General features: G+C 43.0%; 22 protein-coding genes and 3 tRNA genes. 3 read left to right on the forward strand and 22 right to left on the reverse strand.

Annotation, left to right across the window (positions count from 1 at the left end; translation table 11 throughout):
- Positions 1-5 precede the first annotated feature (5 nt).
- Both cysQ and PR725_RS03245 read right to left on the reverse strand, forming a co-directional pair.
- Positions 6-746 carry a 3'(2'),5'-bisphosphate nucleotidase CysQ gene (gene cysQ / locus PR725_RS03240; RefSeq protein WP_004907423.1) on the reverse strand — a complete coding sequence of 247 codons (741 nt, stop codon included), beginning with the start codon at positions 744-746 and terminating at the stop codon, positions 6-8.
- Between the two features lie 124 nt (positions 747-870).
- Positions 871-1491, reverse strand: a complete 621-nt coding sequence (locus PR725_RS03245) for a peptidylprolyl isomerase (RefSeq protein ID WP_004907421.1) — start codon at positions 1489-1491, stop codon at positions 871-873.
- 218 nt (positions 1492-1709) lie between these two features.
- Here PR725_RS03245 and PR725_RS03250 point away from each other — a divergent pair, with 218 nt between their 5' ends.
- Complete coding sequence (locus tag PR725_RS03250) at positions 1710-2309, forward strand: LysM-like peptidoglycan-binding domain-containing protein (protein WP_109912135.1); 600 nt, start codon at positions 1710-1712, stop codon at positions 2307-2309.
- Between the two features lie 124 nt (positions 2310-2433).
- Here the strand turns inward: PR725_RS03250 and rplI are convergent, their stop codons facing one another.
- The 16 genes from rplI to tsaE form a co-directional block, all read right to left on the reverse strand.
- The gene (gene rplI / locus PR725_RS03255; protein ID WP_004907418.1) at positions 2434-2883 is read right to left on the reverse strand and encodes a 50S ribosomal protein L9; all 450 of its coding nucleotides are present in this window, start codon (positions 2881-2883) and stop codon (positions 2434-2436) included.
- Positions 2884-2921: 38 nt separating this feature from the next.
- Positions 2922-3149 (reverse strand): 30S ribosomal protein S18, encoded by a 228-nt coding sequence (rpsR, locus tag PR725_RS03260; protein ID WP_000135199.1) that lies wholly within the window; start codon positions 3147-3149, stop codon positions 2922-2924.
- A gap of 4 nt (positions 3150-3153) precedes the next feature.
- Positions 3154-3471 carry a primosomal replication protein N gene (priB, locus tag PR725_RS03265; protein ID WP_004907414.1) on the reverse strand — a complete coding sequence of 106 codons (318 nt, stop codon included), beginning with the start codon at positions 3469-3471 and terminating at the stop codon, positions 3154-3156.
- 8 nt (positions 3472-3479) lie between these two features.
- A complete protein-coding gene (gene rpsF, locus PR725_RS03270; protein ID WP_004905988.1) occupies positions 3480-3875 on the reverse strand; it encodes a 30S ribosomal protein S6 in 396 nt (131 codons plus the stop codon).
- Between the two features lie 155 nt (positions 3876-4030).
- The gene (gene rlmB / locus PR725_RS03275; protein ID WP_004907412.1) at positions 4031-4780 is read right to left on the reverse strand and encodes a 23S rRNA (guanosine(2251)-2'-O)-methyltransferase RlmB; all 750 of its coding nucleotides are present in this window, start codon (positions 4778-4780) and stop codon (positions 4031-4033) included.
- A gap of 84 nt (positions 4781-4864) precedes the next feature.
- Positions 4865-7333 (reverse strand): ribonuclease R, encoded by a 2469-nt coding sequence (gene rnr / locus PR725_RS03280; protein WP_198635113.1) that lies wholly within the window; start codon positions 7331-7333, stop codon positions 4865-4867.
- Positions 7334-7375: 42 nt separating this feature from the next.
- A complete protein-coding gene (nsrR, locus tag PR725_RS03285; RefSeq protein ID WP_004907407.1) occupies positions 7376-7798 on the reverse strand; it encodes a nitric oxide-sensing transcriptional repressor NsrR in 423 nt (140 codons plus the stop codon).
- Positions 7799-8127: 329 nt separating this feature from the next.
- Positions 8128-9429, reverse strand: a complete 1302-nt coding sequence (locus PR725_RS03290; RefSeq protein ID WP_004907406.1) for an adenylosuccinate synthase — start codon at positions 9427-9429, stop codon at positions 8128-8130.
- A gap of 280 nt (positions 9430-9709) precedes the next feature.
- Positions 9710-10711, reverse strand: a complete 1002-nt coding sequence (gene hflC, locus PR725_RS03295) for a protease modulator HflC (protein ID WP_109912137.1) — start codon at positions 10709-10711, stop codon at positions 9710-9712.
- Between the two features lie 2 nt (positions 10712-10713).
- Positions 10714-11919 (reverse strand): FtsH protease activity modulator HflK, encoded by a 1206-nt coding sequence (hflK, locus tag PR725_RS03300; protein WP_109912138.1) that lies wholly within the window; start codon positions 11917-11919, stop codon positions 10714-10716.
- 100 nt (positions 11920-12019) lie between these two features.
- Complete coding sequence (gene hflX, locus PR725_RS03305) at positions 12020-13300, reverse strand: ribosome rescue GTPase HflX (protein ID WP_004907402.1); 1281 nt, start codon at positions 13298-13300, stop codon at positions 12020-12022.
- A gap of 92 nt (positions 13301-13392) precedes the next feature.
- The gene (hfq, locus tag PR725_RS03310) at positions 13393-13686 is read right to left on the reverse strand and encodes an RNA chaperone Hfq (RefSeq protein WP_004906005.1); all 294 of its coding nucleotides are present in this window, start codon (positions 13684-13686) and stop codon (positions 13393-13395) included.
- Positions 13687-13793: 107 nt separating this feature from the next.
- Entirely contained in the window at positions 13794-14735 is a 942-nt protein-coding gene (gene miaA, locus PR725_RS03315) for a tRNA (adenosine(37)-N6)-dimethylallyltransferase MiaA (protein WP_109912139.1), read from the reverse strand.
- Positions 14728-16701: a DNA mismatch repair endonuclease MutL gene (mutL, locus tag PR725_RS03320; protein ID WP_196718308.1), complete on the reverse strand. Its 1974-nt coding sequence runs from the start codon at positions 16699-16701 to the stop codon at positions 14728-14730. The genes miaA and mutL overlap by 8 nt, the downstream gene beginning before the upstream one ends.
- A gap of 11 nt (positions 16702-16712) precedes the next feature.
- A complete protein-coding gene (amiB, locus tag PR725_RS03325) occupies positions 16713-17999 on the reverse strand; it encodes an N-acetylmuramoyl-L-alanine amidase AmiB (RefSeq protein ID WP_196718309.1) in 1287 nt (428 codons plus the stop codon).
- A gap of 14 nt (positions 18000-18013) precedes the next feature.
- Positions 18014-18478: a tRNA (adenosine(37)-N6)-threonylcarbamoyltransferase complex ATPase subunit type 1 TsaE gene (tsaE, locus tag PR725_RS03330; protein ID WP_004907392.1), complete on the reverse strand. Its 465-nt coding sequence runs from the start codon at positions 18476-18478 to the stop codon at positions 18014-18016.
- A 287-nt stretch (positions 18479-18765) separates the two neighbouring features.
- On the opposite strand from tsaE, the gene queG reads away from it, so the two are divergent.
- Positions 18766-19947, forward strand: a complete 1182-nt coding sequence (queG, locus tag PR725_RS03335; RefSeq protein WP_110731582.1) for a tRNA epoxyqueuosine(34) reductase QueG — start codon at positions 18766-18768, stop codon at positions 19945-19947.
- A gap of 686 nt (positions 19948-20633) precedes the next feature.
- Here the strand turns inward: queG and PR725_RS03340 are convergent.
- The 4 genes from PR725_RS03340 to orn all read right to left on the reverse strand — a co-directional run bounded on the left by PR725_RS03340 (position 20634) and on the right by orn (position 21750).
- A tRNA-Gly gene (locus PR725_RS03340) sits at positions 20634-20709 on the reverse strand.
- 39 nt (positions 20710-20748) lie between these two features.
- Positions 20749-20824 (reverse strand) — tRNA-Gly (locus PR725_RS03345).
- Positions 20825-20864: 40 nt separating this feature from the next.
- Positions 20865-20940 (reverse strand) — tRNA-Gly (locus tag PR725_RS03350).
- A gap of 264 nt (positions 20941-21204) precedes the next feature.
- Positions 21205-21750, reverse strand: coding sequence for an oligoribonuclease (orn, locus tag PR725_RS03355; protein ID WP_110731581.1), 546 nt, complete (start codon positions 21748-21750; stop codon positions 21205-21207).
- A 110-nt stretch (positions 21751-21860) separates the two neighbouring features.
- Here orn and rsgA point away from each other — a divergent pair, with 110 nt between their 5' ends.
- Positions 21861-22913, forward strand: coding sequence for a small ribosomal subunit biogenesis GTPase RsgA (gene rsgA, locus PR725_RS03360; protein WP_272567571.1), 1053 nt, complete (start codon positions 21861-21863; stop codon positions 22911-22913).
- The last annotated feature ends 13 nt before the right edge of the window (positions 22914-22926 follow it).

Raw genomic sequence — 22926 nt, forward strand, 5'->3', positions numbered from 1 at the left:
AATATTTAGAATAAAATGACCCGAAAACCTGGGTTCAAAAAGGATTCTCGCGGTGTGTAGTCTAACGTTTTTCCGTGCCAATCAACGACTTTCGCACCTGCACCAATGGCAACCGCATGACCCGCAGCAGTGTCCCAAATATTCGTAGGCCCAAAACGTGGATAAAGCTGTGCTTTTCCTTCCGCAACCAAACAAAATTTGAGTGAAGAACCAATTTCTACTGTCGTGTGTTCACCCATTTGTTTTAAATAATCCATTAATTCATTGTCTTGATGAGAACGGCTAATAACAATCACCGGAGGCTTAGCATCATTCACATGAATAAGTTGCTTGTGGCCACCTTCTTCCTTCCAGGCTTGATTTCCTTCCGCATAATATAGCAACCCTTTCGCGGGGGCATATACCACCCCCATCGTTGGTACGCCATTCTCAATCAGTGCAATGTTAACCGTAAAATCCCCATTACGATTAATAAATTCTTTCGTTCCATCCAATGGGTCAATCAACCAATAACGTTGCCAATTCTGCCTGGTTGACCACTGTGGAGGGTCTTCTTCAGACAGTTGAGGGATATCAGGGGCAATGCGAGCAAGGCCTGCTGTAATCACATTGTGGGCGGCAATATCAGCCTCGGTCACAGGCGAATTATCACTTTTATGTTCAACCTGTAAAGGTTCTTGCGCATTATAAGTTTCCATAATCGCATAACCCGCTTCTTGAGCTAATTCGCAAATTTGCTGTAGCATATTATTCACCTCTCTGATGACCCTTTATAGCAAGAGTAGCAATTGTGTGAAATTAACGCCATAAAAAAAGCCCCAAAGTCCAAAGACAATGAGGCTTTTTAGCTGTGAACTAAATTAACAGAAATTATAAAATTTCAAGTAATTCAACTTCAAATACTAATGTGCTGAATGGCGGGATTGATGCGCCTGCACCACGCTCACCATAAGCTAATTGATGAGGAATATACAATTCCCATTTAGAACCAACTGGCATCAGAGTCAATGCTTCAATCCAACCAGGAATAACACCACTTACAGGAAATTCTGCTGGCTGACCACGTTGTACTGAGCTATCAAACACAGAGCCATCAATTAAACGCCCTGTGTAATGAACACGTACACGGTCTGAGCGGGATGGGATAGCACCATCACCTTGGTTAATCACTGAAAATTGTAAGCCTGACTCAGTCGTTGAAACACCATCACGTTTTTGGTTTTCATCTAGGAATTTTTGGCCTTCTTCCGCTAATGCTGCCTGACGAGAGACACGGACAGCGTCGGCACGCTCATGCACTTCACGCAATGCTTTGTGCAGAGTTTCAACAGGTACCGATGGCATATTGCCTTCTAAAGCATCAACGAGACCTGCTAGGATTGCATTTGGCACTAAACCTTCTAGCCCTGACTCTAATAATTGCTGCCCAACTTGTAGACCTATGCCATAACTCGCTTGAGCTTCTACCGAATCGAAATTTTGGTTTGCCATGAAAATACCCATATGATTTTGAGAAAAACCAAGAATAGCAGCCTCACCCTTATGGGTAAACCCAAACAATGAATCTAAAGAATAAAACTGATTGATTCCCGACAAATTTATTCAGTGTTCTCTGAAAAATTCAGCTAAACGCTAAAAATGTCTAAAAAGGGTGCTAGTATGCGTATTAATACGGTCTAATTTACTCATTGCCTCATCAAGGAGGAGTGATGTTTAAACTTTCAAAATTTCATCGCTATGGTATTGCACTGCTCGCCCTAATTGTCGTGGTCGCTTTTTTTTGGCCTACAAGTGATAAATCCCCCAGCGATATTGTTCAAAACCAACCGATTGTCATTCCCCCACCCACTACCCCTGAGGTCATGCCTGAATCTACTATTACACCACCAGTACCAGAGCCAGTGCCGACACCTGAAGGTAATTCCCCACTTTTACCTACTGAGCCTGAGATTATTCCAGAACCTATTGAGCCCACACCCAATGAGCCTCCAATAGTGACTTCACCAGAAAAAGCGCCTGAGCCCAAAACCACTCGCCCTTCAACTAGCGAATGGCAAAACTACCGAGTTCAAAAAGGGAAGACTCTCGCACAACTGTTTCGTGATAATAACTTACAAGCCAATGACGCTTTTATTATGGCTCGCGTAGAAGGTGCAGAAAAACCACTGAGTAATTTACGTCAAGGGCAAAAAATTCGATTAAAAGCCAATTCAAAAGGTGAAGTTCAATTATTAGAAACTACCGGTTCTGATGGAAAAACCTATAGCTTTGCGCGATTAAGCGATGGGAGTTATTACAGAACGCCTTAGTATTAGTGCAAAAACGCTTATGAAATAAAAAAAACAGATATCTAAAAAGCAAAAAACACCGGACTTAGCCGGTGTTTTTTATTTGCACCATGGATAACCCAATGATGCATATCATCATTATTGATTACTCAGCAACGATGATAACGTTCAGCTCTGCGAAAACATCGCTGTGTAACTGGAAGTGAACTTCGTGGTCACCAGTAGTACGCAGAACGCCGTTTGGCAGACGAACTTCACTTTTCGCGATTTGAACGCCAGCCGCAGTAACTGCGTCAGCGATATCACGAGTACCGATTGAACCGAACAGTTTACCTTCGTCACCAGCTTTAGAAGCTAAAGTTACAGAACCCAGTGCAGTAACAGCTGCTGCACGAGCCTGTGCTGCTGCCAGAACGTCAGCTAATTTAGCTTCCAGTTCAGCGCGGCGAGCTTCGAAAAATTCAACGTTTTTCTTAGTTGCAGGAACAGCTTTGCCCTGTGGTACTAAGAAGTTACGAGCATAGCCCGATTTAACGTTAACTTGGTCACCCAGGCTACCTAGGTTAGCTACTTTATCAAGCAGAATAACTTGCATTACCTTATCCTCTATTAGTCGTTAATGGACTGTACCAATTACTGATGACGATCAGTGTATGGTAACAGAGACAGGTAGCGAGCGCGCTTGATAGCACGAGCGAGCTGGCGTTGATATTTTGCACGAGTACCGGTGATACGGCTTGGTACAATTTTACCACTTTCAGTGATATAGTTTTTCAGCGTTGCGATATCTTTATAGTCGATCTCTTGAACGCCTTCCGCTGTGAAACGGCAGAACTTGCGACGACGGAAATAACGTGCCATATGGCTAGTCTCCAGAATCTATCAAATCAATCTGCTCGGCATGGAGGACAATCTTGCTGATCCCATTGCGACCCTGATGGGTACTAATGAAACCGCTTACTGTAATCCAACTGCCGACCGTTATACTGTGAGTATGAGCTTGTAAGGTTTGTCCGCTGGCGATAATGGGCATTCTGCACCATGCTTGCCTTGACAACCCCGCTTCCTGTTGCTCCGAACGATGTTCTAAAACAAACTGGCAGTGAGGAATGCCTGACGGACTCACTTTTCGAATCAATGCTTTACAGACTGTGCCTGTGAGCACCAAACGATTAGTGGTCACTTGCGCAATTACTCTTCAGAATCCCCAGTTTCTTCTACTTCTTCATCCTGATATTCATCAGACATGTCACGGCCACGACGTTCGTCTTTAGCTTTGACCATTGGAGAAGCTTCTGTTACTGCGTGTTTTAAGCGCATAACCATGCTGCGGATAACGGCATCGTTGAAGCGGAAGTTAGTTTCCAGCTCATCAATCGCTTCCTGCGGCGCTTCTACGTTCAGAAGAACATAGTGTGCTTTGTGCAGTTTGTTGATTGGGTAAGCCAGTTGACGGCGGCCCCAGTCTTCCAGACGGTGAATCTGACCTTGTGCGTTAGTGATAACAGCACTGTAACGCTCGATCATGCCCGGAACCTGTTCGCTTTGGTCAGGATGGACCATAAAAACGATTTCGTAATGACGCATTAGTAGTTGCTCCTTACGGATTATTAGCCTCCTGTCTGGGTTAACCGCGGCCCGCGGAGGCAAGGAACTTGTTGAGTGCGGCTAAAAAATTGACGCGTAACTATACCCATCCCTGATATAAAACTCAAGAGATGGATGCAATTTTACGCTAAATATTATTTTTCTACAGAAACGGATAAGCGCTGACGCACGGCTTCAAACAAGCAAACCCCTGTTGCTACAGAGACGTTCAATGATGACACAGAACCTGCCATTGGAATGCTAATTAACTCGTCACAATGCTCACGAGTTAAACGACGCATACCTTCACCTTCAGCTCCCATCACCAGAGCTATCGGGCCCGTTAACTTGCTTTGATATAAATTGTGGTCAGCTTCACCTGCCGTTCCCACAATCCATACATTGTATTCTTGTAGCAAGCGCAATGTCCTTGCTAGATTCGTCACACGAATAAGAGGAATATTTTCTGCCGCACCACAGGCCACTTTTTTCGCAGTTGCATTAAGCTGAGCGGATTTATCTTTAGGAACAATCACAGCATGAACACCTGCCGCATCAGCGCTACGTAAACATGCACCTAAGTTATGTGGGTCTGTCACGCCATCCAATACCAATAAAAATGGCGATGGTGTGCTCTCCAATAAATCAGGCAGGTCACCTTCTTGATATTGTTTACCTGGTAGTACTTTCGCAATGATGCCTTGGTGAACCGCACCTTCAGTTTGGCTATCCATCCATTGACGATTCGCCACTTGAACGACGACACCTAATGCTTCAATTTCATGCACCAACGGCATTAATCGGCGATCTTCACGACCTTTCAGAATATAGACTTCTTTGATGCGTTGCGGTGAACGCTCCAGTAAGGCTTTCACTGCGTGAATGCCATAAATCATTTCGCTCATAAATTTCTTATTTATATAAATAGTAAAGTGGCGCTAATACGCCACTTTGGTTAATAACGATGGTTCATAACTACAGCAATACCATTATCCCTCTTGTTTTTGGGATTTTTTTGCAACACGCTTAGCTTTTAATTTTGCTGTAATTTTTCTGGTTTTATCAGACGGTTTTTTGCCTTTTCCTTTCCCTTTCGCCTCGGGCTTAGCTTCAGCTTTTTTCCCTTTTTTCTCTGAGCGACGAAATGCAGAATCAGGCTCGAAGTTTTTATCTTTGCTCGCATCCGCTTTTCGACGAGCTGGACGCGTCGCGTTTTTCACTTCTTGCTTCATTTTGTCCCGCGCTGTTTTACCCGGGTTTTTCGCTTTACGAGTAGTTGAAATTAAAGCGAAATCAATGGTGCGCTCATCCATATGCACAGCTTCGACACGAATTTCCACTTCATCACCAAGACGGTAAGTGGTACCTGATGACTCACCAATTAAACGCTGACCGACCGCATCATAACGGTAGTAGTCATTATCCAACGTTGAAATATGCACTAAACCATCAATAAATAAATCATTAAGACGCACAAAGAAACCAAAACCAGTGACGCTTGTGATTAAACCTGTAAAGGTTTGGCCAACTTGGTCTTGCATGAAATCACATTTAAGCCAGTCAGCCACATCACGCGTCGCTTCATCCGCACGGCGCTCAGTCATTGAACAGTGCTCACCAAGCTGTAACATGCTATCCATATCTGAATGCCAGCCACCTGTTTCCGTCCAGCGCTTATCTGAATGACCATGTTCTTTCGCCAGTAAATATTTTATCCCACGATGTAACGTCAGGTCAGGATAACGACGAATTGGTGATGTAAAGTGAGCATACGATTTCAAACCTAAGCCAAAGTGCCCGCGGTTTTCAGGATCATAAATCGCTTGTTTCATCGAACGTAAAATCATGGTTTGCAGTAATTCATGGTCAGGGCGCTCAGCCACTTCATTCATTACCTGCGCATAATCTTTCGGCTCTGGCTTCATTCCACCCGGTAGGGTCAACCCTAATTCACTGAATACTGAGCGTAAATTCATCACGCTTTCTTCTTTAGGACGGTCATGCACACGGTATAAAGCAGGCTCTTCGTTTTTCTCAACAAACCGAGCCGCCGCAATATTAGCCAAAATCATGCACTCTTCAATCAATTTATGTGCATCATTTCGCTCAACCGGTTCGATACTTTCAATACGGCGTTCTGCGTTAAAAATAAATTTCGCTTCTTCGGATTCGAAGGAAATTGCACCACGCTCAATACGTGCAGCATCCAGTGCTTTATATAATTGGTGCAGATGCTCAATATGCGGCACTAAGGCTTTATAATGCTCACGCAGCTCTTCGTCTCCTTCCAAGATTTTCCACACTTTCGTGTAAGTTAACCTTGCATGAGAGCTCATAACCGCTTCATAGAACTTGTATGACGAAAGCTTACCGGATGCCGATACTGTCATTTCACACACCATACACAGGCGGTCAACACCAGGATTCAGTGAGCACAGGCCGTTCGATAAGACTTCCGGGAGCATAGGAACAACTTGAGATGGAAAATATACCGAGTTACCGCGACTACGAGATTCTGTATCTAGAGCTGTTTGCGGACGGACATAATAGCTGACATCCGCAATCGCCACCCATAAGCGCCAACCACCGCCTTTTTTCGGTGCACAATAAACCGCATCATCAAAGTCGCGGGCATCTTCGCCATCAATGGTCACTAAAGGGAGATCACGTAAATCAACGCGCCCTTTTTTTGCAGACTCAGGGACATTCTCACTCAGGTCCGCAACTTGTTTTTCAACTTGTGGTGGCCATGAATGTGGAATTTCATGGGTACGTAAAGCGATCTCTACCGCCATACCTGTTCCCATTGTTTCGCCTAATACTTCAATGATATTCCCCACCGCTTGCGAGCGACGTTGTGGGCGGGTGACTAATTCAACCACCACCACATTTCCCATACGAGCGCCAAGGACGCGATCTTTCGGAATCAAAATATCAAAGCTTAAACGGCTATCATCCGGTACGACAAACCCCATACCCGATTCAATAAAATACCGGCCAACAATTTGGTTATTACGCGGTTCTAACACACGAACAACACGAACCTCTGTCCGCCCCTTACGGTCTTGCCCATAAGGTTGCGCTAGAATAACGTCACCATGTAGGGCGCGTTTCATTTCGTCTTGAGATAAATAGTAATCTTCTTTTTTACCCTCAACACGCAGGAAGCCGTAGCCATCACGATGGCCAATCACTTTCCCTTTTAATAAGTCTAAACGCTCCGGCAATGCATAACACTGACGGCGAGTGAAGACTAATTGCCCATCCCGTTCCATGGCTCTTAACCGACGACGCAGTGCCTCTAATTCATCTTCTGTCGATAAATTCAATAATTGTGCGATTTCTTCGCGATTAGCGGGTGCAGTACGCTTCGAGATAAGGTCAAGAATGTATTCTCGACTTGGAATTGGGGACTCGTATTTTTCTGCTTCTCTTTCCTGAAAAGGATCTTGTGACATCGTTACCTCCGTTGTCATCAGAATTCATAACTACCGCAAATGCTAGTCAAGCAGTAGTTGATAGAGCGGGCTGTTATCTTTCACCATGTCCGCCAGCGTGTATTGATCAAGTTCTTGTAAAAACTGCTGTATTGCTTGGTGTAGCACACCTTTTAAACGACACGCAGGTGTAATGTGGCAAAATTCGCCACTACAATTAACAAGAGTCAGGGGCTCTAATGCTCTGACAACGTCCCCTATACGAATTGATTCCGCTGGTTGTCCTAGTGTAATCCCGCCATTTTTGCCACGAGTGGCTTTAATATAACCTAGGTGACTGAGCTGATTAATAATTTTTACCATATGGTTACGCGATACACCGTAAACCTCGGTGACCTCTGTAATACTGGTCATTTTCCCTTCACCTAGGGATGCCAGGTAAATAAGAGCTCGTAACCCATAATCTGTAAAACTAGTCAGTTGCACAATCACCTCAAAATTTTAGCTATAACGCTGTTGGCCGCAAATCATTGGCCTAAAAAATGCGACTCATTTTAAAATTCACGCTTGCTATTTCTAACCCAACACATTCAGTTTTCTGAACAAAATATAGCATGCTAATAAATTATATGTCGTTAAATAAAGTTTAACGTATAACACAAGTCAAATATGCACTTAATTGCACATAATTTGCACACAAAAGTGACTTGATTCAATCATTATGGGGAGTTTTGACTGTTTTATCAAAGAATCTGCATAGTGGAAGGAGGTAAAGCAGTAAAAAACTGCGCCTGTATTAGGCGCAGTCAGTGTTATTACTCAACGTCAAATGGATCACGCAGGATCATGGTTTCTGAACGATCTGGACCGGTTGAAATAATATCAACTGGAATACCCGTTAGTTCTTCAACGCGTTTGATGTAATTCAGAGCTGCTTGTGGCAGTAATTCTCTTTGTTTCACACCAAAAGTTGTTTCTTTCCAACCTGGCATTGATTCATAAACTGGCTCTAAGCCATCCCACTCATCAGCAGCTAAAGGCGTTGTTTCAAGCACTTTGCCATCTGGACGACGGTAGCCTACGCAGATTTTGACTTCTTCTAAACCGTCTAAAACATCCAGTTTAGTCATACAGAAGCCTGACAGTGAGTTAATTTGTACCGCACGATTAATCGCAACGATATCTAACCAACCAGTACGGCGTTTACGACCCGTAGTTGCACCAAATTCTTGGCCTTTTTCACGCAGGAACTCACCCACTTCGTCAAACAGCTCAGTTGGGAATGGACCTGCACCAACACGCGTTGAGTAAGCCTTGATGATACCTAATACGTAGTTGACATAGCGAGGGCCTAAACCAGAACCTGTCGCTACACCACCAGCGGTCGTATTTGAAGAGGTTACATAAGGATAAGTACCGTGGTCGATATCTAATAATGTCCCTTGTGCACCTTCAAACATCACTAATTCATTCTTCTGATTTGCTTTATATAGCAGATCAGAAACATCAATTACCATGCCAGTCAGGATATCCGCTACAGCCATAATATCATCTAACGTTTTTTGGTAATCTACAGCAGGTTCTTTATAATAATGAACAAGTTGGAAGTTATGGTATTCAACGATTTCTTTTAATTTTTCTGCAAACGTGGCTTTATCAAACAAATCACCAACGCGTAGACCACGACGTGCAACTTTATCTTCATAAGCAGGACCAATACCACGACCTGTTGTTCCAATCGCTTTGGAACCACGTGCTTTTTCACGCGCATTATCTAATGCGATATGATAAGGCAGGATCAGTGGGCATGCTTCAGAAAGACGTAAACGTTCCCGAACAGGAACACCGCGGTCTTCCAATTCTTTCATCTCTTTCATTAATGCGTCTGGCGCTAAAACAACACCATTAGCAATAATACTGATGACATTTTCACGAAGAATACCGGATGGAATTAAGTGGAGAACGGTTTTTTCACCGTTTACAACAAGAGTATGGCCAGCATTATGGCCGCCCTGATAGCGAACTACGTATTTAGCACGCTCTGTCAGCAAGTCAACGATCTTGCCCTTCCCTTCGTCACCCCATTGGGTGCCCAGTACGACAACGTTCTTACCCATTTTGAAATACACTCGGTTGCTTAAAAATGAATTCTACCATCAAAAATGAACTGTTCCAGTGATATTTTGGCAATACAAAAATTTTTTTCTGGAAAGCAAGTAAAATGGTATTTTTTATTTCTGCCGTAAACTCAAAATGAATGCCATCAGTTGAGCAGCTCAAATTTTCCCTGAAAAATCTTATACTTAAAACGACAGGCGAAAAAAAGCCCACCGAAGCGGGCTTTTCTTTAATAGATTAACAGTTATTTTGCTAGGTTGCACGCAACTTAGCTTGTTATTAATCTGTCGCGCGAAGCTTAGTTGGTGCCTTCATAAAGCGGAAGAAGTCAGTGTCTGGACTCATGACCATCACGTCATCACCACTCTTAAAGCTTTGTTCATAAGCACGTAAGCTACGAATAAACGCATAGAACTCTGGGTCTTGGTTGAATGCATCAGCAAACAATTTTGTTGCCATCGCATCACCTTCACCTCGGTAAGTCAGTGCGGTACGCTCCGCTTCAGCCAACGTTTCTGTTACTGTTTTATCTGCAACAGCGCGGATCTTAGTCGCTTCTTCTTGACCTTGTGAACGGTGTTGACGTGCAACTGCTTCACGTTCTGCACGCATACGCGCATAAATAGCTTCAGAAACTTCGTTTGGTAGCTCGATACGTTTAATACGTACGTCGACAACTTCAATACCTAACGCCGCCATACTGTTTGCATTCACAACCAGTGGCTTCAGGTTTGTTTCTTCTTCAACACGTTTTGCTGCATCCGCAATCGCTGCATCCGCTTCTTTGGTTGCATCGTCAGTTGCTGTACCTTTGTTCAAAGCATCACGGACATCAATGGTCAAACGGCCACGTGAGTCAGTAATGATATCTTTTACGCTTAAGCGACCAAACTCAGAACGTAAACGGTCACTAAATTTACGTTTTAACAGGGTTTCCGCTTGGAATGGATTACCACCGCCAGTCGCTACATAGTAACGACTGAAATCAGTAACGCGCCATTTCAGGTAGGAATCCACCATTAAGTCTTTGTTTTCACTTGTCAGATAGCGGTCAGCCTGAATTTCCAGTGTCTGAATACGTGCATCCAACATTTTTACCGTTTCAATAAATGGTACTTTGAAATGCAGACCCGGCTCATAAATGATCGGTTTGTTTTCAGAATCACGCAGAACCTTACCAAAACGCAAGACAATGCCGCGATCAGTTTGAGGAACAATAAAGATAGATGCGTATGCGACTGCCAAAATGGCCAGAACGATAACAATTAGCGATTTACGCATGATTATTGTCTCCCTACTCTAACTGCATCACCACGAACAGCACTGTTTGGCTGAGCTGATGTTGCGCCATTAGATGACGCGTTATTATTTGGCGTCGCCATTCTGGCTGATGGACTGACTTTCGGTGCTGATGTAGCGTTCGTATTAGCACCACGCATGATTTGATCAAGCGGCAGCACTAACATGCTGTTGCTCTTATCATTTGCTATCACTTTACGTGTATTACCTAATACACGTTCCATCGTTTCGATATATAGACGTTCACGGGTAATCTCAGGTGCAGCACGATATTCAGGCAACATTTTTGCAAAACTTGCCACCTCACCCTCTGCTTTGAAGACCACACTGGCTTTATAAGCTTCAGCTTCTTCAATTAAGCGTTGTGCGTTACCTTTTGCCAGAGGAAGAACTTCGTTTCGATAAGCATGTGCTTCACGAATGGTTTTTTGTTCTTCTTCCCTTGCTGCAATTACATCATCAAATGCGGCTTTAACGTCTTCAGGCGGACGCGCTGCCTGGAAGTTGACGTCAAGCAGTGTGATACCCATTTTGTATGGCGCAATTGTTGCTTCGAGCTCTTTCTGTGTAACATCACGGATAAAAGCACGATTCGTAGTCAGTACTTGCTCCATCGCAGACTGACCAATTACACCACGCACAGCACTATCTAGCGCCTGACGCAGACTATTGTCTGGGTTTGTGACACTAAATAAATATTGCGCAGGGTCGGTAACACGATATTGAACGTTCATTTCAACGCGGATCACGTTTTCATCTGACGTTAACATCATGCCATTTGTCGCTTGTTCACGTACGGTTTCTACGTTGACAGGAATAACTCTATCAATGAAGGTTGGTTTCCAGTTCAAACCAGGCCCAACAACACCACTATATTCACCAAAACGTAATACTACGCCACGGTCACTTTCTTTGATGGTGTAGAAGCCTGAACCTGCCCATACAACAACGATAGCAGCAAGAGCTAACATACCTAAACGGCCGCTGATTTGTGATGGTTGTTTATTATCGCCATCACCACCGCTGCCTTTATTTCCACCAAGCTTGCTGCCTAGTTTACGAAAGAGATCGTCGAGATCATAAGCCCCACGTTTTCGACCACCTTTGTTCCCGCCAGAGTTGCCGCCTTTATTGCCGCTTCCCCACGGATCGCGGTCTTGTCCGTCATTACCGGGCTGATTCCACGCCATGTTTTAGCTCCATTCTTTATGATTGATTTTCAGGGCTAAGAGCGATAGGGCTCTTAATATCAATTCCATTGCCTAACTACATCATTAATCACCAAAACAATTAAATAACGTAGTCAGGTAATTGCTGCTCTTGTTTGCACAGACGCCGCCAATCCACCATTGGCATACGCACCTCAAGGCCAATTGAGCCGTCTTCTTCCTGCCATTCACGTTCGATTGACTGAAGTTGGTAGAAACGGCTACGTAAACGGCCTTCATTCGGTGGTAAACGCAATTCAACATGTGCGATTTCACCTGAAAGACGTTCCGTCAATGCCTGTAGCAGCAATGAGATACCATCGCCCGTTTGCGCTGAAACCCAGACACGAACCGGCTTGTTATCCTCATCTCTGTCAATACGCGGGACAAAATCCTCCAGCATATCAACTTTGTTCATCACTAAAAGTGTTGGTATTTCATCCGCTTCGATTTCTTCTAACACACTTTCAACTGCATGAATATTTTCATCCAAGCGATTATCAGCTGCATCGATAACGTGCAGCAGTAACGTTGCTTCACGTGTTTCTTGCAGGGTTGCTTTAAAAGCTGCAACCAAATCATGGGGTAAATGACGGATAAAACCCACAGTATCTGCAAGAACGACAACACCAACATCTTCTACATCAATACGACGAAGTGTTGGGTCAAGTGTTGCAAATAACTGGTCAGCAGCATAAACATCAGCGGCCGTCATGCGGTTAAACAAACTAGACTTACCAGCGTTGGTATAACCGACAAGCGAAATAGTCGGGATATCAGCCTTACTTCTCGCTTGACGCCCTTGTTCACGCTGTTTTTCCACCCGACTAAGACGAGATAAGATTTGTTTAATTTTATCTCTTAATAGCCGGCGGTCAGTCTCAAGTTGAGTTTCACCGGGACCTCGTAAGCCAATCCCGCCTTTTTGTCGCTCTAAGTGCGTCCATCCCCTCACTAAGCGAGTCGATAAATGCCTTAACTGAGCCAATTCAACTTGAAGCTTACCTTCGTGTGTACGTGCGCGTTGAGCAAAAATATCTAAAATTACCCCTGTACGGTCAACCACCTTACATTGGCAAATCCTTTCGAGATTACGTTCTTGAGCAGGGCTTAGAGTATGATTAAACAACACCACATCTGCACCACTTTCCTCAACAGCTTGGGCGATTTCTTCTGCTTTACCTTCCCCAACAAAAAACTTTGGATGAGGGGCTTTACGACTGCCCGTGACTATTTGTACTGGTTTTACGCCAGCAGATGTCACAAGTGACTCAAATTCTGCCAGATTATCAACATCTTTTTCTTGAGAAAAAAAGACATGGACTAATACAGCTAGTTCACCGCCTTCATACCTATCAAACAAGGTGTAACCTCTTAGGCTAAACAATAATTGCAAAGGAAAAACACAGGTACAGTCTCCCTACCCATGCTTTCCTTGTCTTTTAGCGTACAAACTTACTCAGTTACTTCGCCATCTTGCGCTGCAGGGTTACCTGAATGGTAATTACCATTGCCAGTGCTACCCGCAGTACCGCTATGATGAGAAACAGGGCGAGCAGGGACAACAGTCGAGATAGCGTGCTTATAAACCATCTGGCTAACTGTGTTTTTTAATAAAATGACAAATTGGTCAAAAGACTCAATTTGCCCCTGCAATTTGATGCCATTAACGAGATAAATAGAGACCGGAACCCTTTCACGACGTAATGCGTTCAGGAACGGATCTTGCAAAGATTGCCCCTTAGCCATTCTATGTTTTCCTTATTTTGTTGTTTTTAAAAGAGAATCTTTTAGATTCCAAAAAGTAACTACTCAAAAATTGCGCTTAACGTTCTAATTGTACACAAACATCAGTCCTATGCACGCATAACCTGCATAACGGTGCTAAGCGCTTGCTGAGGTTGTTCACTATCTAACCAATGAACATTCTCCCAGCCTCTTAACCAGGTAATTTGACGTTTTGCCAATTGGCGAGTTGCACAAATTCCCCGATAAATCATTTCATCATGGCTAATTTCACCATCTAAATATGACCACATTTGCCGATATCCCACACAACGGATTGAAGGGAGGTCAACATGTAAATCATTTCGTTGATGCAATTTGCGAACTTCTTCTTCAAAACCCGCATCTATCATCAGATGAAAACGTTGTTCTATGCGCTCATGTAAAATTTTACGATCTTGTGGCGCAATAGCAAACTGAAACACATTATAAGGTAATTCTTCCCCAGCTGTTTGTGTCATTTCAGTCAAAGTTTGTCCCGAAATGAGATATACCTCTAAAGCACGGGATAATCTTTGTGGATCGTTAGGGTGGATCCTTGCCGCGGCAACTGGGTCAGCTTCAGTAAGACGACGATGAATTTCTCCCCATCCTTGTTCTTTCGCAATGTGTTCAATTTCAGCACGAACTGTTGGGTCAGCTGAAGGAAGTGGTGAAAGTCCTTCTAATAAGGCTTTAAAATACAACATAGTGCCGCCAACTAATAACGGAATTTTACCTTGTGAGGTAATTTCAGCCATGGCATTTAATGCGTCACGGCGAAAATCGGCAGCGCTGTATGGTAGAGACGGATCGAGGATATCAATCAGACGATGGGGAGCTTGGCTGAGTTCTTCCGCTGTTGGTTTTGCTGTGCCAATATCCATTCCTCGGTAAATTAATGCCGAATCGACACTAATAATTTCCACAGGCAAATGCTTGCGAAGTTCGATCGCCAAAGCGGTTTTACCTGAGGCCGTTGGACCCATTAGGAATATTGCGTCAGGTTTTTTCTGAGTTGCTAAATCACTCATTTGTTAGTGTAGCTACCACGGATTGTAAATTAATTAATTGTAATAATGTTGGTGGGGGATTTTTTACCCACTGAGGGCATACCCGCTCAACATCAGCCAGCAACTGAACAGCCTGTGCTAAACTCCAACTTTCTTCTGTTTTAACCTGTGAAACTGCTTTAGCGAGCCATTGTGCAATCTCTTCGTCAGTGACACTTTCTTTTCTCGATAAAAAATCGAGTAGTTCAGAAAAAAGCTGTGATAAATTTTGTGTTCTTAATGGTAACGATACCGTATGAATTGTTACTTTTCCATGTAATATCGTGGCTTCGATACCAAATATTGTCAATTGTTCCTTGTACCGCTGTAAAACCTCTATTTCATCATTTTTAAGTGACACTTTTAGAGGTATTAACAATGGCTGAGGCTTTAAGGCTCCGCCACCCGGTGACAATTGTGACAATTTCAATAAATAATTAGCTTCCGTTAAGGATAACAGGATTAGCCCCAACGAAGACTCAATTAATGCAAAGTTTTTTGCGTAAATTGTCAATACCTTGCCAAAAAGGTAGTTATCCGCATTTTTTGCTACAGGTTGTGACGATATTGGTGGCGAGTTTATCGGTTTACGCTCAGGAAAAAGCGGTTTTTTATCTTCAGAGGCAACGGGAATTGACATTAAGCTCTGATACAGCTCACCCGCTTTTTTGTCATACGTTGAACCAAACGTTTTTGCTGGCGCATTTTCTGAAAAACCTGACGTTGTCTTCGGTGAAGAAAAAGCGTGATTTGCGGCACTATCCTTTAAGTGGCTGGGCTGGTCATAAGGTATTTTAGACTCTCGAACGGTATTTTCAATGAGCGTATGATTTTCTGTCTTATGTTGCTGCTTGGGAGTCACGTTTGGTGAAGAAAAATAGTTTTCCCCCGCAGAAGGTCGATTTTCTAACCCTATATTTGCTGGTTCAATACCCGGAAGCTCATCAATAGATGCAGCTTCTAATAATACCGTTCGTACCGCTTGATAAATAAAATCATGTACCAAGCGAGCTTGGTGAAAACGAACCTCATGTTTTGCTGGGTGTACGTTAACATCAACTTGTTTTGGATCAATCGTCAAATACAAGACATAAGCAGGCTGTTGGTTTTCGTCTAAATGCCCTTCATAGGCTTGGCGAATAGCATGGTTAATCAGGCGGTCACGCATCATACGGCCATTAACATAGCAATATTGCGTTTCGCTACCTGATGTCATTGATGGAGAAACAACCCACCCTTTGATAGCAAGGTCGCTATGTTCCCAAGATAACGCCAAAGCGCCTTGCAGAAAACCCGTACCGCAAATCGTCCCGAGACGCCGCTCTTGCTGCGCTTCATCATGAGCGGCTCGATATTGCTTTACTAATTTCCCGTTGTGAGTCAGGTTAATAGCCACATCAGGACGAGAAAGTGCAATTCGGCGAACAATTTCATCAATATGGCCGAACTCGGTTTTTTCTGTGCGCATAAATTTACGGCGAGCTGGCGTATTATAGAATAAATCTAATACTTCAACCGTTGTGCCATTGGGATGCGCTGCAGGTTTAACCATCACCTCCATATCCCGGCCTTCGGCATATGATTGCCATGCTTCTGTTTGGTCTGCGGGCTTGGATGTCAATGTTAAACGTGAAACGGAACTGATACTCGCTAGCGCTTCACCGCGAAACCCCATACTCATAATAGCTTCAAGGTCATCCAAAGTGGCAATTTTACTGGTCGCATGGCGAGCTAATGCGAGAATCAGTTCATCTTTACCGATACCACAGCCATTATCACGAATACGGATCAGTTTTTCTCCACCACGCTCAATGTCGATATCAATACGCGTTGCCCCGGCATCAAGACTGTTCTCAACGAGCTCTTTAACCACTGACGCAGGCCTTTCGACCACTTCTCCTGCCGCAATTTGGTTGGCTAGCTGTGGGGAGAGAATATGTATTGCCATGTCTTCCCCCCTTATTGTGGTGCCGCTTGTATTGGATTCGCCAAGAAATATTGACGTAATCCTAAATGGATAGCTTCTGCGACTTTGTCTTGGAATTCATTAGATTTTAGCAACTGTTCTTCTGCCGTATTACTAATAAAACCAGTTTCGACTAAAATCGATGGGATATCTGGGGAGCGCAATACACCTAAACTTGCATGCTCAGGTGTTCTTTTATGAATATTACCCACTTTTCGCAGCTGTTCGATCACTTTAACCGCAACATCGTACCCCACACGCTGAGAATGGCCGAATTGTAGATCTAAAACAGCTTGGCTTAAATAAGGGTCCGCACCACTAAGCGCATCACCCGCCCCACCTAATAATTCAGATTGTTTTTCACGTTGTTCGAGCCAACTACCCAGCTCACTGTTTGCACGTCGATTAGACAATACCCACACTGATGCTCCTCGTGCACTGCTATTCGGAGCCGAATCTGCGTGAATTGACACCAACATATTAGCCCCTTTCTTACGTGCCACATCAGAACGACCACTAACGGAAATAAAATAGTCTCCATCACGTGTCATCGCAGGTTTAAACATTGGGTCGGCTTCAAGACGTTGGTATAACTTACGTGCAACACTAAGAGTCACATCCTTTTCTTTATAACCATTCTTACCAATCGCACCAGGGTCTTTTCCACCGTGCCCTGCATCAATCGCAATAACTACCTGCTTGCTGCCCTTCGGCATATTTTTATATTTAGTCGGTGTTGGCGTGGCAACAGGCGCAGGATTATTTATCTTCAATGGCTTATCTTGAGCGCTATTTGCCGCTGCTTTAATCGTATTATTGGTTTGATTAAAGGAAGTAGAACCGGATGAATTTCCCGTCGATATCATTAATACCAACTGATATTCACCTGAAACTTGTTTAAGTACTGCTTTCGTTTTAGCTGCACGAGATAGCTCTAAAACTAAGCGTTTGTGTTGATTATCAGAAGGTTGGCTTGCCCGTACTAGTTTTACAAGATCCCCTGCGGGAACTTTAAGCGGTAGGCCAATAATCTCGCCTCGCTGTTTGATATCAACAACAAGGCGCTCAGGTGAATGCAATGGGAAATAGGAGTAATCAGGCTTACCATCAACAAAGCTTAGTACCACTTCTGCTTGTGATGGACTATTGTTAACTTGAATATTCGATAATGTTGCCGCTTGTGTTTTTGCAGCAAACAGCCACATAACGGATACCATAAACAAGACGAAAACAGTAAAAAAACCCTTTTTTGTTATTCTGTGCATTGATGCATTCAACATGAGCAATAGCTTCCTTAGAGTAGGGGTAATGCTTCTAACAACGACTCCCCATTGGCAGAAAAAGCAACAAAGTGAGCCTGACGCCCTTCGCCTTGATAGGTCAGATGGAGCTCAAGATCCGCTTCAGGTAAAAAACCTTTACCTTGTTGCGGCCATTCGACCAAACAGATCGAATTTCCAGAAAAATAGTCACGAATTCCCATAAATTCAAGTTCTTCAGGATCGGCTAACCGATAGAGATCAAAGTGGAAAACTTGACGATCTGCTAATTCATAGGGTTCAACCAATGTGTAAGTTGGACTTTTTACATGGCCTTGATGACCTAGCGCTTGTAAGAAACCTCGGCTAAAGGTGGTTTTCCCTGCACCAAGATCACCGTATAAGTGAATCACAGTGCTTTGATGGCAAGCCTTAGCGATAGCATTACCTAACGCAACAGTTTGCGCTTCATTGGCAAGTTGTATTGTACATTCTTTCATATTGTTCTTTTATTATGTCATTAATAGGCGGTGTCGCCTGTTTATCCTTTAAATGCATAGTTTATATTGCTGATCAAAATGCATAAAGAGATATCAACAAACATCAATATTACCGCTTATATTAACCTAAGATGGGGCTTTTTTCTTAATTAACATTGCTTGAATGATGAGTTCAGAAATATCCTATAATTGTTCTCAATATTGACGGTATTTTTCATGCATTTTGATGAACAACGCAGGTCATGATAGAGTGCCTGCCGTTTTAATCTTTATCAAGATAGGATCTGATGGCAAGATACCTCGATCTCGATCTTCTCGCTCAGAATATTAAACAATGGGGCATTGAAGCAGGTTTCCAACAAGTAGGGATCTGCGATACTGACCTTTCTGCGGAAGAGCCCAAATTACAAGCATGGCTAGACAAACAATTTCATGGCGAGATGGAATGGATGAGCCGCCATGGAATGATGCGAGCCAGACCACACGAACTGCACCCAGGCACGTTACGTGTCATTAGTGTGCGTATGAATTACTTGCCCGCCAAAGCCGCATTTGCCAGTACATTAAATAACCCCGAATTAGGTTATATCAGCCGTTATGCCCTAGGACGAGACTACCACAAGCTATTAAAAAAACGCCTAAAACAACTTTCAGATCGTATTTTAGACTATTGTCGTGAATTTAACGGAGTGATACTGCCCGATGGCACCAGTAGCGATGATCTTAATTTTCGACCTTTTGTCGATTCCGCTCCAATCTTAGAACGCCCTCTTGCAGTTAAAGCAGGTTTAGGATGGACAGGGAAACATTCATTAGTCTTAAATCGTGAAGCAGGATCTTGGTTTTTTCTCGGTGAGTTATTGATTAACTTACCCGTTCCTGTTGATAAACCTGTCGAAGAAGATTGTGGTCGCTGTGTTGCTTGTATGACAACCTGCCCAACAGGTGCGATTGTTGAACCTTACACCGTCGATGCAAGACGCTGTATTTCTTATCTCACAATCGAGCTAGATAGTGCTATCCCAGAAGAATTTCGTCCACTCATGGGAAATCGGATCTATGGTTGCGATGACTGCCAGCTCATTTGCCCGTGGAACCGTTTTTCCCAGCTTACTGATGAAGATGATTTTAGTCCAAGAAAGGACTTACATACACCAGAGCTACTTGACTTGTTCTCATGGGATGAAAAAACCTTTTTAAAGGTGACCGAAGGCTCTGCAATCCGCCGCATTGGTTATATTAAGTGGCTGCGAAATATCAGTGTGGCACTAGGTAATGCACCTTATCAAGACCGTATTGTACTGGCTTTACAAAATAGATTGGGGATCAACGAAATGCTAGATGAGCACTTCCAATGGTCTATACAACAACAGCTTAACCGACGCGATGCAAACCAAGTCACAATTCAAACTTCACAGCAAAAACGCCTTGTACGCGCTATTAACAAAGGTTTACCGAGAGACGCCTAGAAAAAAGCCTGCTATATATCCGGAATGAAGAATTGTCAAATTGATGTGAATAAAATAAAAAATGCTTACCTGACAATAGGTAAAGAATTTGCAAGCTGTGCTAGCCTCATTTTGACAAAATAATTCACAGACCAATAAAATCAACAAGTTATAATAATACAACTTAAACGCTAGAATTAAATAGCACAGCAGGAATTTGTTAATTAGCCTGTGGATAACTCTGTGTAATAAGTTATTTCAAATCGCAATAAAAACTCAGATTGATTGAGTTAGCTGTGGATAACTTTCTAATGTCGCGTTGAAAAGAAAAACACTGATTTTACGTTAACTAGCAATACAAAAGTGACCAAAAAGTAAGATTAAAATGAAAAAACACTCGAAGTAAATAAAAAAGCATATTTTTGTTTATTATTTAAACTTCATGTTTTCATCTTAGAGATGGAAGTAAAACACCCTATTGCTAAGGGGTGGCTATTCTATGGCGCCCTGAAAATGAATGCAAGCACAAATCTGGATATGATCCAAAAAAGATCGCGAAACCCTTTTAGATCCCAGTGTTCAAGGGATAAAAACAGTGAACAAACGCAGTTCATATGCACTAAGTGATTTTACTTAAATAAAATTAAGTTAAATGAATATTATGTGAGATTTAATTAAGAAGAAAAGTTAAGAGATAAAGAAAATATTGGAGCGGGAAACGAGACTCGAACTCGCGACCCCGACCTTGGCAAGGTCGTGCTCTACCAACTGAGCTATTCCCGCATTTGGTGGGTACTATCGAACTAAAACACTAAGAAAGTTTGGAGCGGGAAACGAGACTCGAACTCGCGACCCCGACCTTGGCAAGGTCGTGCTCTACCAACTGAGCTATTCCCGCATCACGAAAATAGTGTTCTAGCTAAAACATCAAGAAAATTTGGAGCGGGAAACGAGACTCGAACTCGCGACCCCGACCTTGGCAAGGTCGTGCTCTACCAACTGAGCTATTCCCGCATCACATTTCTGGATGTTTCACGTGCCGACTCAATAACAAAAACTTCATCGGTACGGGGAGCGCATTATACGAAAAATTCAGATACTAGCAAGCCCTTGCGCTCAAAATTTTTATTTTTTTATTCGTTTGCTGACAATTCAATCACAATGGTGATTTTATCAACACCCGTTGTAATAAACTGATTTCAATACGTTAACATTGTTAACTTATTGAGAAAAAACCGCGAATGAAAGTCGCCAATGGCGACTTTCATAACGAATCATTTATTCTTTAATAAATGTTTCCCGATAATAAGCCAGTTCAGCGACCGATTCACGAATATCATCAAGAGCTTGGTGGGTATTTTTCTTCGAAAACCCTGCTAAAATTTCAGGTTTCCAGCGACGTGCAAGTTCTTTAAGTGTACTAACATCAAGATAACGATAATGAAAATAGCGTTCTAATTCAGGCATGTAGTTAAATAGAAAACGCCTGTCTTGCCCAACACTATTCCCACAAATCGGTGATGCCCCTTGGGGAACCCATTTTTCTAAAAACTCAATGGTGGCTAGCTCAGCTTCACGCTCACTCACGGTACTTTTGCGCACACGTTCAACTAAACCACTATTGGTGTGAGTGCTTACATTCCACTCATCCATTAAAGCAAGTTGTTCATTCGTTTGATGAACTGCAATTACAGGGCCTTCTGCTAAAATATTAAGATGGCTATCTGTTACAATAGTCGCTATTTCAATAATACGATCACGAACAGGATCGAGCCCCGTCATTTCTAAATCGATCCAAATTAAATTATTCTCATTCTTTTGCATGATATACCCTAACTGCATTCTATGAAGTTAAGGTATGATAGCACTCTTCATGCCTTCAGTGACAGGCGTGAGTAACCCCTAAAATACAGCCCATAGTAAAGAGAGGACAGGTGGCTAAACAGAAACTTTCGAAAGGCCAACAGCGCCGAGTTCAAGAAAATCATCAAAAAAGACTTAAAAAGCAAAAAACAGTTGAAATTGATGATAGCCAATTAGGTGAAGCACAAGAAGGCTTAGTCATTAGCCGTTTTGGGCAACATGCTGACATTCAAGCAAGTGACGGGACTATCCAGCGCTGTAACTTGCGTAGAACTATTTCATCCCTCGTAACAGGGGATAACGTGGTGTGGCGGCCAGCCTTGAACACACAGAGCGATATCAAAGTAAATGGCATCGTCGAAGCTGTTCATGAACGCCGTTCTGTTCTAACTCGTCCCGATTATTATGATGGCTTAAAACCGATTGCTGCTAATATTGACCAAATTGTCGTAGTTTCCGCTATTTTACCTGAGCTTTCGCTGAATATTATTGACCGCTATTTAGTTGCCTGCGAAACCACAGGGATTAAGCCTGTTATCGTTCTCAATAAAGTCGACCTACTCGACGACGAAAACCGTGAGTGGGTAAGCGATTTAATGACGATTTATAGCAATATTGGCTACCAAGTTCTCGAAGTTTCAAGCCATACCAACGAAGGCATGGAAGCACTTACTAACGCGCTAGCAGGTAAAGTTTCAGTATTTGTTGGGCAGTCTGGTGTGGGCAAATCAAGTTTATTAAATGCATTACTCCCTCACAATGAAGAAATGATTTTAGTCAATGAGGTTTCAGACAACTCAGGGCTAGGGCAACATACAACAACAACAGCTCGTTTATACCACTTCCCGTTGGGCGGCGATGTGATTGACTCCCCTGGTGTGCGCAAATTTGGTTTATGGCATTTAACAACGGAACAAGTGACCAAAGGATTTGTCGAATTTAAAGATTACCTTGGTGGCTGTAAATTCCGTGACTGTAAACATTTAGATGATCCAGGTTGTCTGTTACGTGAAGCCGTAGAAGCAAATAAAATTGCTGAATCACGTTTTGAAAACTACCATCGCATTTTAGAAAGCATGGAACAAATCAAACCTCGTGGCAATTTTACGGCAAAAGATAAATAATGTTAGTGAGTGC

It is taken from the genome of Providencia sp. PROV255, assembly GCF_028478065.1.
In the GTDB taxonomy this organism is placed as follows: domain Bacteria; phylum Pseudomonadota; class Gammaproteobacteria; order Enterobacterales; family Enterobacteriaceae; genus Providencia; species Providencia rettgeri.

Excerpts from the sequence above, each read along its gene's own strand:
- rplI (WP_004907418.1), bottom strand. The coding sequence starts at position 2,883 with ATGCAAGTTATTCTGCTTGATAAAGTAGCTAACCTAGGTAGCCTGGGT.
- rnr (WP_198635113.1), bottom strand. The coding sequence starts at position 7,333 with ATGTCACAAGATCCTTTTCAGGAAAGAGAAGCAGAAAAATACGAGTCC.
- PR725_RS03250 (WP_109912135.1), top strand. The coding sequence starts at position 1,710 with ATGTTTAAACTTTCAAAATTTCATCGCTATGGTATTGCACTGCTCGCC.
- orn (WP_110731581.1), bottom strand. The coding sequence starts at position 21,750 with ATGCAAAAGAATGAGAATAATTTAATTTGGATCGATTTAGAAATGACG.
- rpsF (WP_004905988.1), bottom strand. The coding sequence starts at position 3,875 with ATGCGTCATTACGAAATCGTTTTTATGGTCCATCCTGACCAAAGCGAA.
- hfq (WP_004906005.1), bottom strand. The coding sequence starts at position 13,686 with ATGGCTAAGGGGCAATCTTTGCAAGATCCGTTCCTGAACGCATTACGT.
- hflK (WP_109912138.1), bottom strand. The coding sequence starts at position 11,919 with ATGGCGTGGAATCAGCCCGGTAATGACGGACAAGACCGCGATCCGTGG.
- tsaE (WP_004907392.1), bottom strand. The coding sequence starts at position 18,478 with ATGAAAGAATGTACAATACAACTTGCCAATGAAGCGCAAACTGTTGCG.
- queG (WP_110731582.1), top strand. The coding sequence starts at position 18,766 with ATGGCAAGATACCTCGATCTCGATCTTCTCGCTCAGAATATTAAACAA.
- PR725_RS03245 (WP_004907421.1), bottom strand. The coding sequence starts at position 1,491 with ATGGCAAACCAAAATTTCGATTCGGTAGAAGCTCAAGCGAGTTATGGC.
- rpsR (WP_000135199.1), bottom strand. The coding sequence starts at position 3,149 with ATGGCACGTTATTTCCGTCGTCGCAAGTTCTGCCGTTTCACAGCGGAA.
- PR725_RS03290 (WP_004907406.1), bottom strand. The coding sequence starts at position 9,429 with ATGGGTAAGAACGTTGTCGTACTGGGCACCCAATGGGGTGACGAAGGG.
- miaA (WP_109912139.1), bottom strand. The coding sequence starts at position 14,735 with ATGAGTGATTTAGCAACTCAGAAAAAACCTGACGCAATATTCCTAATG.
- cysQ (WP_004907423.1), bottom strand. The coding sequence starts at position 746 with ATGCTACAGCAAATTTGCGAATTAGCTCAAGAAGCGGGTTATGCGATT.
- rlmB (WP_004907412.1), bottom strand. The coding sequence starts at position 4,780 with ATGAGCGAAATGATTTATGGCATTCACGCAGTGAAAGCCTTACTGGAG.
- amiB (WP_196718309.1), bottom strand. The coding sequence starts at position 17,999 with ATGTTGAATGCATCAATGCACAGAATAACAAAAAAGGGTTTTTTTACT.
- hflC (WP_109912137.1), bottom strand. The coding sequence starts at position 10,711 with ATGCGTAAATCGCTAATTGTTATCGTTCTGGCCATTTTGGCAGTCGCA.
- mutL (WP_196718308.1), bottom strand. The coding sequence starts at position 16,701 with ATGGCAATACATATTCTCTCCCCACAGCTAGCCAACCAAATTGCGGCA.